Consider the following 12,799-nt stretch of genomic DNA (forward strand, 5'->3'; position numbering starts at 1 on the left):
GGCGAAGAGCCCACTGATATTGAGGACACCGCCGCAGTCGAGCCGACACCCGCCGCCGACTGACCCCGCTGGCAGACTCCACCGCCACAGGTGGAACCTCGAACAGTGGTCGCAATCGGATAGTCCGAGCCGAAATTTAGGTCGCAATCGGATACTTTCAGGACCTCCTGAGCATCCGGTTGCGACCACTGTTTTGTGTCAGCGCTTCTCTTCGTCCTCCAGCCGCGCGAACGCCAGGTGGGCGAGCGCCGCGGCCTGATCGCCGAGCAGTCCGTCGTCGAACTGCACGCGCGGCGAGTGGTTCGTCTCCGCGTCCGGATCGATGCCCTCCGGCGTCGCCCCGAGGAAGACGAATGTGCCCGGAACCTTCTGCAGAACGTAGGAGAAGTCTTCGGACCCCATCCGCGGATGCTCCATCTCGACGACCCGCTCGGACCCGAATAGCGAGCCCAACCGCTCGAGCACGACCGTCGACTCGGTGGGGTTGTTCACAGTCACGGGGAATCCCACTTGGAAGTCCACCTCGGCGGTGCACCGGTGCGCCCGGGCGATGTTCTCGGCGATCTCGGTCACCCGCTCCTGCAGCAGCGCCAAAGACTTGGCGGAGAGGAAGCGGATGGAGGCGGTGAGCTTCGCCGAGTCCGGGATGACGTTGCTCGCCTGCGCGGCTTCGAGCTGGGTGACCGAGACGACGACGGGGTCGAAGATGTCGAAGGACCGACCGGTCATCGTGTTCAGGGCCAGCACCACCTCGGCGAGCGCCGGCACGGGGTCGCGGGTCGCCTGCGGTTGGCTGCTGTGTCCGCCCGCCCCGTGGATGGTCAGGTTGAGGTCGGCGAACCCGGCCATGAGCGGCCCGCCCTTCGTCGTGAAGCGACCTCGAACGTCGGCTTCGACGTGGATGCCGTAAGCCGCGACGACCGGGACACCGGCGGCCTCGAGCACGCCCTCGGCGATCATCGGCTCGGCCCCGCCCTCGACCTCCTCGGCGGGCTGGAACATGAAGATGATCGCCCCGGGGATCTCCTCGCGGTGAGCGGCGAGCAGGCGGGCGGCGCCGACGAGTCCGGCCGTGTGCAGGTCGTGTCCGCACGCGTGCATGTTCCCGTTCGTCGACGCGAAGTCCAGGCCGGTGTCCTCGACGACGGGCAGCGCGTCCATGTCCCCGCGCAGCAGCACCGCGGGCCCGGGCTTCCCGCCTTTGAGGACGGCCACCACCGAGGTGAGCGACTCCCCCGTGGTGATCTCGAGCCCCAGCCCGGCGAGCTCATCGAGCACCGTCTGCTGCGTGAAGGGAAGATCGAATCCCAATTCGGGGTTCGCGTGCAGTTTTCGGCGCAGGGAAATGAGATCGCCGAGGTGGCCCTGAGCTTCGGTGCGGAAATCTGGGGTGGTCATGGGGCTCCTCATGGTATGGGTGGCGTGCGGTTCGGTCCGAACGGTTCCGGTCGGCTGCTGTTACCAAACTATGCCCTGCGGTGGTCAACGCACCCTTGTTGCCGGTCTACACGGGCAAGTAGTGTTGATTACCCACGTCACTCAACGAGGAGACCGAGCGTGCGCATCATCATCACTCAGAACATCACCCTCGACGGTCGTGTCGAGATGCTCGACGACTGGTTCGATCCGCAGGCCCAGGATGAGGAGCTTTCGGCCGAGCTCATGCGGCAGTCCGCGAACGAAGACGTGCTGCTGCTCGGTCGGCAGACCTTCGAGGACTTCCGCGGCTATTGGCCGCACGCCACCGATGACACCACCGGGATCGCGGACCACCTCAATCGGGTCGACAAACGCGTCGTGTCTTCGACGCTGACCGAACCGGGGTGGGAGAACACTCAGATCATCGGCTCCGATCCGTTGCGCGCGGTCGCTGACCTGCGCGAGGCCCCGGGACGCGATGTCATCGTCACCGGCAGCATCACCCTGGCTCACGAACTCATCGCGGAGGGACTCGTCGATGAGTATCGGATGTTCACCTATCCGGTGTGGCAGGGCCGCGGACGCGGTTACTTCCACGACGGAGCGCATTCGGCCAGACCGCCGCGCCTCAAGCTCATCGATGCGAAGTCCTTCCCGAGCGGCATCACCTACTCGGCCTACGAGCCGAGTGCCTGAGCAGCGACGAACTCACCTCGTGCGGGGCAATGCGCCGCCTCGCCTCACGCCGTGCCGAACATGACCTTCCGGCCATCGGGGTCCTCGACCGTGACGACGACATCGTCGACCGCCACGAGCGGAGTGCCCGCGTTCTTGATCCGTTCGAGGAACTCCGCCTGATCTGGGATCCGGAAGTACAGGTGCGTGAGATTCGACTCCGTCACCGGCGGGAACGCATAGTCGGCGAACGCCTCGGCCGAGTGCAGAGCCAACTGCACTCCCCCGGCCTCGACGACGAAGTACGAGTACTCCTCATCGCCCTCGGTCGTCAGCGGCAGCCCTGCGATCTCGCGATAGAAAGCGGCGGTCGCCTCGGCGTCGGTGCAGGTGAGGAACACCCCGCGAAACGTCGATTCCATGGCCAACTCCCTTCGCTGCGGATGGCGCGGACCGTGCTCCGTGCGATTCCGGTAGCCGCAGTGTACCCGCCGAGGCGGCCGACCGTAAGTGCCCGCTCGACGAATCCGAGACGAACAGAAGACACCCGGGACCTCCCCGATCCCAACCGCCGCAATCGTCCTTGCCAAGCGACGCACATACTCCACACATTCTTCGGGGAGTCGGCCCTGTTAGCCTGGCAGGCTGAAACCGATGAGCAGGAGTGAATGTGCGAACGAACCGGTGGCTGCTGGGCCTGGCCATGTCCGTCTCCGTGGTGGCGTTGGCCGCCTGCGGAGGTCAGGATGACGAAGCAAAGCCGAAGGAGTCCTCGGCCGCAGCCGAACAGTCCCCCGGCGCCGACTCCGCTCAGGACCAACAGGGCAAACCGAACACGAAGGACATTCCGAAGGTCGTCGCCGAGGTCAACGGCGAGAAGATCCTCAAGGACGACTTCGTCCCCCTCTTCGAAACCCAGTACCAGCAGATGCAGATGCAGGCTCAGCAGTCCGGCCAGCCGGTCGATGAGAAGGGCCTGAAGAAGCAGACCGTCGAGAACCTCGTGAGCACCGAAGTGCTCGTCCAGGAGGCCGACAAGCGCAAGATCGACGTCTCGGACAAAGACATCGACAAGGGGCTCAAGGAGTCCGCCAAGTCCGGCCAGATGAGCGAGAATGACTTCCTCAAGGCCATGAAGGACCAGGGCATGGATGAGAAGAAGGTCCGCTCAGAGCTGAAGAACCAGCTGAAGATCGAAGGTCTCGTCGAAGACGAATACGGTGAGTTCAAGGTCAGCGGCGAAGAGATCGGGCAGGCCTACGAACAGGCGAAGTCCCAGCAGGAGCAGATGGCTCAGCAGGGCGGCCAGGGCCAACAGGAGATGCCCCCGATCGACGAGATGCGCCCCCAGCTCAAGGAGCAGGTGAAGAGCCAGAAGTCTCAGGAGGCAACTCAGAAGTTCGCGAAGAAGCTGCGCAAGCAGGCCGACGTCACGATCCACCTCTGAGACCCGAGAGCCACGGATTTCGTCCCATTTGGCAAGAAGCTGCCGCCTTCTCACAAGAAAATGCTGAGCATTCCTCGCATTTTGCTTGTATGGAACTTACCCTGAGGTGGACTATCCGGTCGGTCGGCTGACCGCCGGTCGCACGTCCCGTCCGCTGACCGGTGTCGACGGTGACACGAGTTCCACTGCAGAAAAGGACTTCCCGTGGCTTCCATTCTCACGCGCTCGGCAATTGTCGCGCCGAAGAACTTCAACCGGTGGCTGATCCCACCGGCCGCTCTGGCCATCCACCTGTGCATCGGCCAGGTCTACGCATTCAGCGTCTTCAAGATCCCGTTCATGACCCACTTCGACACCGGTGAGGTCTCGATCGGCTGGATCTTCTCGATCGCAATCCTCATGCTCGGCATCTCCTCGGCCGTCTTCGGCCCCTGGGTGGAGAAGAACGGCCCCCGCGCCTCGATGGTCGCCGCTGGAACCTGTTGGGTCGTCGGATTCTTCATCGCCTCGCTCGGCATCATGACCGGTCAGCTGTGGCTGGTCTACCTCGGCTACGGAGTCATCGGCGGAATCGGTCTGGGCATCGGCTACATCTCCCCGGTCTCGACGCTGATGAAATGGTTCCCGGACCGTCCGGGCCTGGCCACTGGCCTGGCCATCATGGGCTTCGGAGGCGGTGCCCTCATCGCCAGCCCGATGTCGAACCAGCTCATGGCCCTCTACGGCGGCGGTGCCGAGCCGGAGCACCTCGTCGCCGGACTGACCCCGACCTTCGTCACCCTCGGCATCGTCTACGCCGTGGTCATTGCCGCCGGCGCCTTCGTCATCCGCGTCCCCCACCCCGAGTGGACCCCGAAGGGCTTCGACCCCTCGAAGGTCGAAGCGAAGCCGATGCAGACGAAGGGCAACGTCTCGGTCCGCAACGCCATCCGCACCCCGCAGTTCTGGCTGCTGTGGGTCGTCCTGTTCCTCAACGTCACCGCGGGCATCGGCATTCTCGAGAACGCCGCCCCGATGATCCAGTCCTATTTCGGCATCACCGCCGCTGCAGCGGCCGGCTTCGTCGGTCTGCTCTCTATCGGCAATATGGGCGGCCGGTTCATCTGGTCGACGACCTCGGACTACCTGGGTCGGAAGAACAACTACATGATGTACCTCGGCGTCGGAGCGATCCTCTACCTCGTCGTCGCCCTGTTCGGAGGCGGTTCGATCTTCCTCTTCGTTCTGGCCACCCTCATCATCATCTCCTTCTACGGCGGCGGGTTCGCCACGATCCCCGCCTACCTCAAGGACCTCTTCGGCGTCTACCAGGTCGGCGCCATCCACGGTGCCCTGCTCACCGCCTGGTCGGCGGCCGGTGTGGCCGGTCCGCTCATCGTCAACTCCGTCGTCGAGGCCGGCGAGGCGGCAGGGAAGGAAGGCCCCGAGCTCTACACTCCGGGGATGTTCATCATGGTCGGCGCCTTGGTCATCGGCTTCATCGCCAATGTGCTCGTCCGTCCGGTCAGCGAAAAATACTTCGAACGTGAAGAGGACGTCGCCGCCAAGCAGGCCGCCGCCCTCGAAGAGAACTGAAGGAAGGGTCAGATCATGAACGATTCCACCCCCGTCGCCCACGTCCCCGACTCCGGATCGCCGCAGTCCCCCGTCGGCGGCTCTTATAAGGCCGTCGGCTCCGTCCTCACCGTCGTGGTGGTCGGCGGCCTCCTCTGGGGCCTGTCCCTGACCGTGGTCAAGGCCGTCGCGATCTTCACCGGCTGAGACTCCCCCAGACAGGTTCCCCGCCGATCCCCGCGGAGCTGGGTTCAGCTCCGGGGGGATCGGCGCATTCATGCCCCGGTTCGGCCCTCCCAGCTCTCGCCTGACGAAGTCGAAGCCTCGCTCCAGCTGCGCCACAGCCTGGTCACAGAGTCCTGGTGCTCAATGAGAGTCATCACGCACTCCCCTCAGCAGAGAAAGGCACAGACCATGAACGAGAACAGGCGCACGAGGTCCGGACACACCGACCACAGCCACCCTCGGCGCCTCCTGGCAATGGCGGTCACCGCCGCAGCAGCGGCATTGGCACTGACCGTCGGCACGGCCGCGGGCCTGCCGGCCGTCGCGGCGTCCCACGCCTCCACCATCGCGGCCTCCCAGTCCGCGATCCCCTTCACCGGGCAGCCGACAGATCCCGGCCACGAAGGCGGTCAATCACCCGACCCCGGACAGGGCCATGGCGGTCAGGGCGGCTCCAACGGCATCACCCCGGGCAACAGCACCGCGCCCGGCGGGAACGCACAGTCGCCGGACACCGGCCAGGGCTCCGACGGCGCGACACAGCAGGAAGCATCCCCGGCCAGCACCGAGGAATCCACGGGAGTCGTCCTCATCGACACCGAGCTCGGCTATGAGAACGCCGAGGCGGCCGGCACCGGCATCTTGCTGAGCAAGGACGGACTCGTGCTGACGAACAACCACGTCATCGCCGGTTCGACGAAGATCTCCGTCACCGTAGCCACCACCGGCAAGACCTACGAGGCCTCCGTCGTCGGCTCCGACTCGACAGCGGACGTCGCCGTGCTCCAGCTCAAGGACGTCACGGGCCTGCAGCCGGCCACGGTCGACGACGACTCGGTCACGGTCGGCGACGACATCACCGCCGTCGGCAACTCCGAGGGACAGGGACAGCTGCAGGCCGCCCACGGCACGGTCACCGACCTCGGCGCCTCGGTCACCACCACCGCTCAGGGCTCCGAGGACTCGGAAACCCTGAACAATATGATCCAGGTCCAGGCCGATATCGTCTCGGGCGATTCGGGTGGGGCGCTGCTCGATGACGAGGGCGCGGTCGTCGGCATGAATACCGCGGCCTCGTCGGGATCGGCCACCGTCACCGGCTTCGCTATCCCGATCGAGTCGGCGCTGTCCACAGCCGAGTCGATCATCGATGGCAAACAGACGAGCACGAACACGCTCGGCTATCCGGCGTTCCTCGGCATCGGCGTCCAACAGGACTCACAGAACGGCCAGTCGGGCCAGTCGGGCCAGTCGGGCCAAGCCGGCCAGTCAGGTCAGCCAAGCCAGTCGGGATCGTCGTCACAGACCGCTGGCGCAGTCATCGCCGGGGTCTATGAGGACTCCCCCGCCGCCGAGGCGGGACTGACCGCCGGAGACACGATCACCCGGATCGACTCGACCCAGATCACCGACGGCACCGGGCTCTCCTCGTCCATCGCCGAGCACAAGCCCGGTGACACCGTGTCGCTGAGTTGGACGGACGCCGACGGTCAGACCCACACCGCGAAGGTGACTCTGACCGAGGGTCCCGCGGCCTGAGCCGGAGATTGCCCAACCACCCCGGGCGAGACGTAAGATCGGGCCATGCCCGGACACGAAGACGCCTCGCCCGCTGAGTGGTCGCCCCGCCCCCGGCTGGGCCGGGGGCGCCTCGACTGGCCGACGATCCTGCGCAATATCGCTCTCGCCCTCGTCGTTCTGGCCGGAGTGTGGGCGGTCTTCAATGTTCGCCTGCCCTCGGTCGACGTGCTGCAGGCCGATATCGCGGCCGCCGGATTCTGGGGCTTCGCCGTCTTCGTCCTCATCTACATGGCCGTTGCCGCCACTCCGATCCCCGTGACGATCATGGCCACCGCCGGAGGACTCATCTACGGGCTGCCATTCGGCACCATTCTGTCGATGGTCGGAGTCGTCGCGGGCTGCTGGATCGGCTACTGGATCGCTCGGGCGCTCGGCCGGGACACTGTGCTGCGGCTGCTCGGCTCCCATGCCGAGACGATCGAAACCAAGCTCACCGGCGGCGGCTTCTACGCAGTGTGCGCCCTGCGCCTCATGCCCGGGTTCCCGTATTGGCCGGTCAACTACGGCAGCGGAGCACTGGGCATCGACAACCGCACATTCCTCAGCGCCACCGTCATCTCGTCCCTGCCGGGTCAGCTGTCCCTCGTGGCCGTCGGTGCCTTCATCGGGGAGCCGAATGTCCTCAACGGCATCGGCGTGGGCATCTCCTGGGCCCTGGTCATCACGCTGACGATCATCACGATGCGCCGGTGGAAGCGCACCCGAGACGCCGAACACGCACTGGCAGAGACGCCTGAACTTCCTGAGTCTTAGTCGAAGTTCGGCTTGCGGCGCTCCTGGAATGCCGTGAACCCCTCGGCATAGTCCGGTGTCTGACGCGCCGATTCCTGCAGGGCCGCCTCTTGGGCGAGCACCTCGGCGAGGTTCGGGCGTTCATCGGCGAGCTTCTGCACGAAGCCCTTCTCCATCGCGAAGGCCTCGGCCGGTCCGGTGACGATCTTCTCCAGCTTCGATTCGACGAAGGCGGACAGTTCCGCGGCTGGGACCGCACGGGAGACGATCCCGGCGGCGGCCGCCTCGGCGCCGGTCATGAAATCACCGGTGACGATGAGATCCATCGTCCGGTGATAGCCGACCCGGTCGAGGAACACGTGGTGGGCGCCGGAATCGAGCATAGCGCCGATCGCGGCGAACGGGGACCCGAACTTCGCGTCATCGGCGGCGAAGATGATGTCAGCTGCCGCGGCAATCCCGTACCCGAGTCCGAGGGCAGCACCCTGGACCTGGGCGATCACCGGGATCGGCAGCGCCCTGATCGTCTGGAAGACGGGGGCGAAGATCTCGGCGAGGAAGGCGTGTGCGTCATCCGTCTCGACGTCGACGTTCGCGATGTCGCGACCGGAGCAGAAGACCTTGCCCTCTCCGCGGATGAGGAGCACGCGGACGTTCGGGACTGCCTCGGCGACCTTGGCCACGGCGGCCGCGATATCGCGGAGATTGTCCGCGTCGAGGGCGTTGCGGGACTCCGGTCCGTCGAGGACGAGCTCGGCAATCGGTCCGCGGTTCTTCAGTTGGATCTCGGTCATGGATGCTCCTTTGCATGTCCTGTCAGTGTGGCGCGGCCGGTGCCCGTCGGGCGGGCACCCATGGTCACCAGGTGTAGAAACCCTGTCCGGTCTTGCGGCCGAGTTCACCGGCAGCAACCTTGTCCTTGAGGATCTGCGGGGGTGTGAACCGCTCGCCGATCTCCGCTGCGAGGTGCTCGGCGATGCCGAGGCGCACATCGAGGCCGACGATGTCCGTCGTCTTCAGCGGCCCGGCCGGATGCCGGTAGCCCAGAGTCATGGCCCGGTCGATGTCGGAGGCCGAGGCGACGCCGTCTTCGACCATCCGCATCGCTTCCAAAGCGAGAGCCACGCCGAGGCGGGAGGAGGCGAATCCGGGCGAGTCCTTCACCGTGATCGCCGTCTTCCCCAGCCCCGTCACCCATTCCTTGGCGACGTCGACGAGCTTGGGATCGGTGTGGGTGCCGACGACGACCTCGACGAGTTCGGACACGGGCACCGGGTTGAAGAAGTGCAGGCCGATGAGCGCCTGCGGCCGCGGCAGGGCTGCGGCGAGCTCGTCGATCGACAGCGCCGAGGTGTTCGTGCCGATGCTCGCAGCAGGAGCGTGCTTCGCGATGGCAGCGAGGACCTCCTGTTTGAGTTCGACGATCTCGGGCACGGCTTCGACGACGAGGAGCGCCTCGTCGAGCAGGGTGGGGTCGCGGTCGACGACGACGGTTCCGGGCACCTCGATGCCCTTGGACCGTGACTTCTCGATCGACGCATCGATGCGTTCCCGGGCGGCGGCCACGGTGTCGTCGGTGTTCTCGATCACAATGACCCGAGCACCGGCGGTGGCGAAGGCATGCGCGATTCCGGCACCCATCCGGCCGCCTCCGAAGACGCCGACGACGTCGGGGACACGGGCGGTGGTGAGGGCCGCCTCGGTGGGGGTGTCAGTGGTGTCGCTCATGCGTTGTCGCCTTCTTCTCGGGTGCGCGAATCGCGCTGCTGGTCGATCGCTTCGGTGGTCACGGCTTCGGCGCGTGCGCGCTCGGCCGCTTCCTGCTCGGCTGCCTTCTTCGCCTTCTTGGCCTCGCGCTTGGACAGGAACGCGTCCATGCGGGCGAACTTCTCATCGGTTTCGAACAACACGGCCTGGGCCATATTGTCGATGAGCGGATGCGCTTCACGCGGTGCGTGGAACGCCGATTTGCTCAGCCGCACGGCCAGGGGTGCGAAGCTCGCAATCCGGTCGGCCAGTGCCTGACCGGCGAGTTCGAGGTCCTCGGGGTCGACGACGTCGTTGAGCAGACCGATGGCCTTGGCTTCGTCGGCCTGCAGGGTGCGACCGGCCAGGAGGATCTCCTTGGCGCGGGGTTCGCCGACGAGTTCGCGCAGGCGCCACGCGGCTCCGGCGGCGGCGAGGATGCCCAGACCGGTCTCCGGGTTGCCGATCTTCGTCGACGGGGTGCCGATGCGGAAATCCGCGGCGAAAGCGAGCTCGGCACCGCCGCCGAGGGCGAATCCCTCGACGAGCGCGATGACCGGCATCGGCAGTTCCTGGATGCGGGAGAAGATCTTCGAGTTGATCCCGGCCAGGGCATCATCGCGGCGACGATTGCGCAGCTGCGAGATATCGGCACCCGCGGCGAAGACTCCGGAGGTGCCGGTGAGGATCGCGACCTTCGGTTCGGCCTCGAGTTCGGCGCACACGGCGTGGAGGGCATCGACCATCGACTGGTCGATGGCGTTGCGGACCTCCGGCCGGTTGAGCCGGATGATCGTGCGGTCGGAATGGCGTTCGATGAGCAGCGGGGAGGCGGAATCGTTCACGCCGGCTGCGCCGTTCGTGTCCCCGCCGGTGCCGCCGGCGCTCACACGCGCTCCAGCAGCAGCGCCGAACCCTGGCCGACGCCCACGCACATGGTCGCCAGTCCCTTCTTCGCCCCGGCCTGTTCCAGGCGGTTGAGCAGGGTCAGAGTGATGCGGGTGCCCGAGCAGCCCAGCGGGTGGCCGAGCGCGATCGCTCCGCCGAAGCCGTTGACGGTCTCCGGGTCGAGCCCGAGGTCGCCCATGCACGCCAGCGACTGGGAGGCGAAGGCCTCATTGAGTTCGACAGCCTCGAGTTCGCCGACCTTCCACCCGGTGCGCTCGAGCACCTTGCGGGTCGCGGGGACAGGTCCGATGCCCATGATCTCCGGGGACACACCGGCATTGGCACCGGCGACGACGCGGGCGCGCGGGCTGAGCCCGTGCTTGTTCGCATAGTCTTCGGACACGAGCACGACGACGGCGGCACCGTCGTTGAGCGAGGAGGAGTTTCCGGCGGTGATGACGCCCCCGGCTCCGTGGATGGGGCGCAGCTTGCCGAGCTTCTCCAGCGTCGAATCGCGCGGGCCCTCATCGGCGGTGACTTCGCCGATGGGCAGGATCTCCGGATCGAAGCTGCCGGCCTTCTGCGCGGCCAGCGCCAACTGATGCGACTGATAGGCGAATTCGTCGAGGGCTTCACGGCTCAGCTGCCACTTCTCGGCAACGCGTTCGGCCGTCTGCGGCATCGACAGCGTCGTGTCCTCACCGAAGGCGGGGTTCGTGAACCGCCATCCGATGGAGGTGTCCCAGGTCCGGCCCGGCTTCGACCACGCCCGCGAGGGCTTCTCGCTCACCCACGGGGCTCGAGTCATCGATTCGACTCCGCCTGCCACGACCACATCGGCGTCTCCCGCGGCGATCATCGCCCGCGCCGTCGTGATCGCGGTCATCCCCGAGGCGCACAGACGGTTGACAGTGAACCCGGGCACGGATTCGGGCAGTCCGGCCAGGAGCACGGCCATGCGCGCGATGTTCCGGTTGTCCTCACCGGCCTGGTTCGCCGAGCCGAGGATGACCTCGTCGATATCGGTCGGGTCGATGCCCGCCCGCTCGACGACGGTCTTCATCGTGGTCGCCACGAGGTCGTCGGGCCGCTGGTCGGCCAGTGCACCCCCGTAGCGTCCGATGGGGGTGCGCAGTCCGTCCAGAATGAATGCCTCGGGCATGGGTCTCCTCGCTGAAGAGTTCGGGTAGGTGACATGGTACGGGCTTGCACCCGTTGGTGTGCGGGCCCGCGCCCGCTGGGGTTCGGGACGCTCAGGAGTCGAAGTCGACCGTGACCTCGTCGCTGACGGGGAACGTCTGGCAGGTGAGGACGAAGTTCGCCTCCACCTCGGCGTCCTCGAGGGCGTAGTTGCGGACCATGTTGACTTCGCCGCCGCAGATCTTCGCGCGGCAGGTTCCGCAGACGCCGCCCTTGCAGGCGAACGGCAGATCGGACCGGGATTCCTGTGCGGAATCGAGGATGGTCTTGCCCTGCGACATCGCCGAGGTGGAGCGCTTCCCGTCGAGGATGACCGTGACGTCGCTCGTCTCGCCTTCGACGACCTTGTCCGCGTGGACGACCTCCGGTGGGGGTTCGTCGACGTAGAAGAGCTCGAAGTGGATCCTCTCCTTCGGCACATCGAATTCGGCGAGTACCTTGCGGGCGTCTTCGAGCATGCCGAAGGGTCCGCACAGCCACACATGATCCATGCTGCCGATCGGAACAATGGCAGTGAGCAGGTCCCGCAGCTTCTCCGCGTCGAGGCGGCCGGAGAATAGCTCGACATCGCGGGGTTCGCGGGAGAGCACGTGAACGAGGTCGAGCTGCTGGTTGCGGGCGTCCTTGAGGTCGGCGAGCTCCTCGGCGAACATCACGGTGTTCGTGTGCCGGTTGCCGTAGAGCAGAGTCACCGAGGCGTCGGGGTTGGACAGCACGGTCGAGGCGATGGAGAGCATCGGGGTGATGCCCGAACCCGCCGCGATGCACAGGTGTTTGCCGCCGGCGGAAGCGTCGGCGCGGAAGCTGCCTGAGGGCGGCTGCACCTCGATGGTGTCGCCGGCTCGGACCTCGCCCACCAGCCACAGGGAGAAGAGCCCTTCGGGGACTTCGCGGACACCGATGCGCGGGGCGGTTCCCGCCGGTGCGCAGATCGAATAGGTGCGGCGGTGCTCCTGGCCGTCGATGATGCGGCGCAGGGTCAGGGACTGTCCTGCCGCGAAGTCGAAGAGTTCGCTGTATTCGGCCGGCACGTCGAAGGTCACTGCGGCCGAATCCTCGGTGAGGTGGTCGACGGACTTCACGGTCAGCGGGTAGAAAGCCGACCGGGAGTACCCGTCGGCGGGCTCAGTGGCGGGGGTCGCCTCGGCGGTCTGATCGATCATCTGTGTCATCAGATCTCCTTCACATGGTCGAACGGTTCGAGGCAGTCGTTGCACTGGTACATCGCCTTGCACGCGGTCGCGCCGAACTCGGAGGACAGGCGGACGTTTTCGGATCCGCACAGCACGCAGGTCACGGCGCGGCGGGTGGGCATGAGGGTCAGCGCCACGG

14 protein-coding genes are annotated in these 12,799 nt (G+C 66.3%); 6 read left to right on the forward strand and 8 right to left on the reverse strand.

Features of this window, described 5'->3' with window-relative positions:
• Positions 1 to 198: 198 nt before the first annotated feature.
• Positions 199 to 1,398, reverse strand: a complete 1,200-nt coding sequence (locus tag D3I60_RS01710; RefSeq protein WP_262774413.1) for a M20 metallopeptidase family protein — start codon at positions 1,396 to 1,398, stop codon at positions 199 to 201.
• 159 nt (positions 1,399 to 1,557) lie between these two features.
• On the opposite strand from D3I60_RS01710, the gene D3I60_RS01715 reads away from it, so the two are divergent.
• Positions 1,558 to 2,115 (forward strand): dihydrofolate reductase family protein, encoded by a 558-nt coding sequence (locus D3I60_RS01715; protein WP_262774414.1) that lies wholly within the window; start codon positions 1,558 to 1,560, stop codon positions 2,113 to 2,115.
• Positions 2,116 to 2,159: 44 nt separating this feature from the next.
• Here the strand turns inward: D3I60_RS01715 and D3I60_RS01720 are convergent, their stop codons facing one another.
• Complete coding sequence (locus D3I60_RS01720) at positions 2,160 to 2,516, reverse strand: VOC family protein (RefSeq protein ID WP_262774415.1); 357 nt, start codon at positions 2,514 to 2,516, stop codon at positions 2,160 to 2,162.
• Positions 2,517 to 2,758: 242 nt separating this feature from the next.
• Between D3I60_RS01720 and D3I60_RS01725 the strand changes: the two genes are divergently transcribed.
• The 5 genes from D3I60_RS01725 (at position 2,759) to D3I60_RS01745 (ending at position 7,654) form a co-directional block, all read left to right on the forward strand.
• A complete protein-coding gene (locus D3I60_RS01725) occupies positions 2,759 to 3,541 on the forward strand; it encodes a SurA N-terminal domain-containing protein (RefSeq protein WP_262774416.1) in 783 nt (260 codons plus the stop codon).
• A gap of 204 nt (positions 3,542 to 3,745) precedes the next feature.
• Positions 3,746 to 5,116, forward strand: coding sequence for an L-lactate MFS transporter (locus D3I60_RS01730; RefSeq protein ID WP_262774417.1), 1,371 nt, complete (start codon positions 3,746 to 3,748; stop codon positions 5,114 to 5,116).
• A 15-nt stretch (positions 5,117 to 5,131) separates the two neighbouring features.
• Positions 5,132 to 5,302: a hypothetical protein gene (locus D3I60_RS01735; protein WP_262774418.1), complete on the forward strand. Its 171-nt coding sequence runs from the start codon at positions 5,132 to 5,134 to the stop codon at positions 5,300 to 5,302.
• Between the two features lie 207 nt (positions 5,303 to 5,509).
• Complete coding sequence (locus D3I60_RS01740) at positions 5,510 to 6,859, forward strand: S1C family serine protease (protein ID WP_262774419.1); 1,350 nt, start codon at positions 5,510 to 5,512, stop codon at positions 6,857 to 6,859.
• Positions 6,860 to 6,904: 45 nt separating this feature from the next.
• Positions 6,905 to 7,654: a TVP38/TMEM64 family protein gene (locus tag D3I60_RS01745; protein ID WP_262774420.1), complete on the forward strand. Its 750-nt coding sequence runs from the start codon at positions 6,905 to 6,907 to the stop codon at positions 7,652 to 7,654.
• On the opposite strand, the gene D3I60_RS01750 is transcribed toward D3I60_RS01745, so the two are convergent.
• The 6 genes from D3I60_RS01750 to D3I60_RS19480 all read right to left on the reverse strand — a co-directional run bounded on the left by D3I60_RS01750 (position 7,651) and on the right by D3I60_RS19480 (position 12,782).
• Positions 7,651 to 8,427 (reverse strand): enoyl-CoA hydratase/isomerase family protein, encoded by a 777-nt coding sequence (locus D3I60_RS01750; RefSeq protein ID WP_262774421.1) that lies wholly within the window; start codon positions 8,425 to 8,427, stop codon positions 7,651 to 7,653. The two genes, D3I60_RS01745 and D3I60_RS01750, sit on opposite strands and share 4 nt — an antisense overlap.
• A gap of 64 nt (positions 8,428 to 8,491) precedes the next feature.
• Positions 8,492 to 9,361: a 3-hydroxyacyl-CoA dehydrogenase family protein gene (locus tag D3I60_RS01755; RefSeq protein WP_262774422.1), complete on the reverse strand. Its 870-nt coding sequence runs from the start codon at positions 9,359 to 9,361 to the stop codon at positions 8,492 to 8,494.
• Entirely contained in the window at positions 9,358 to 10,269 is a 912-nt protein-coding gene (locus D3I60_RS01760) for an enoyl-CoA hydratase/isomerase family protein (protein WP_346659543.1), read from the reverse strand. The genes D3I60_RS01755 and D3I60_RS01760 overlap by 4 nt, the downstream gene beginning before the upstream one ends.
• A complete protein-coding gene (locus D3I60_RS01765) occupies positions 10,266 to 11,429 on the reverse strand; it encodes a thiolase family protein (protein WP_262774424.1) in 1,164 nt (387 codons plus the stop codon). The genes D3I60_RS01760 and D3I60_RS01765 overlap by 4 nt, the downstream gene beginning before the upstream one ends.
• Positions 11,430 to 11,520: 91 nt before the next feature.
• Entirely contained in the window at positions 11,521 to 12,639 is a 1,119-nt protein-coding gene (gene paaE / locus D3I60_RS01770; protein WP_262774425.1) for a 1,2-phenylacetyl-CoA epoxidase subunit PaaE, read from the reverse strand.
• Positions 12,639 to 12,782, reverse strand: coding sequence for a PaaD-like zinc ribbon domain-containing protein (locus tag D3I60_RS19480; protein WP_440588549.1), 144 nt, complete (start codon positions 12,780 to 12,782; stop codon positions 12,639 to 12,641). Before D3I60_RS19480 ends, paaE begins: the two co-directional genes overlap by 1 nt.
• Positions 12,783 to 12,799: the final 17 nt, after the last annotated feature.

Source organism: Brevibacterium permense, assembly GCF_025506275.1.
Lineage (GTDB): Bacteria > Actinomycetota > Actinomycetes > Actinomycetales > Brevibacteriaceae > Brevibacterium > Brevibacterium permense_A.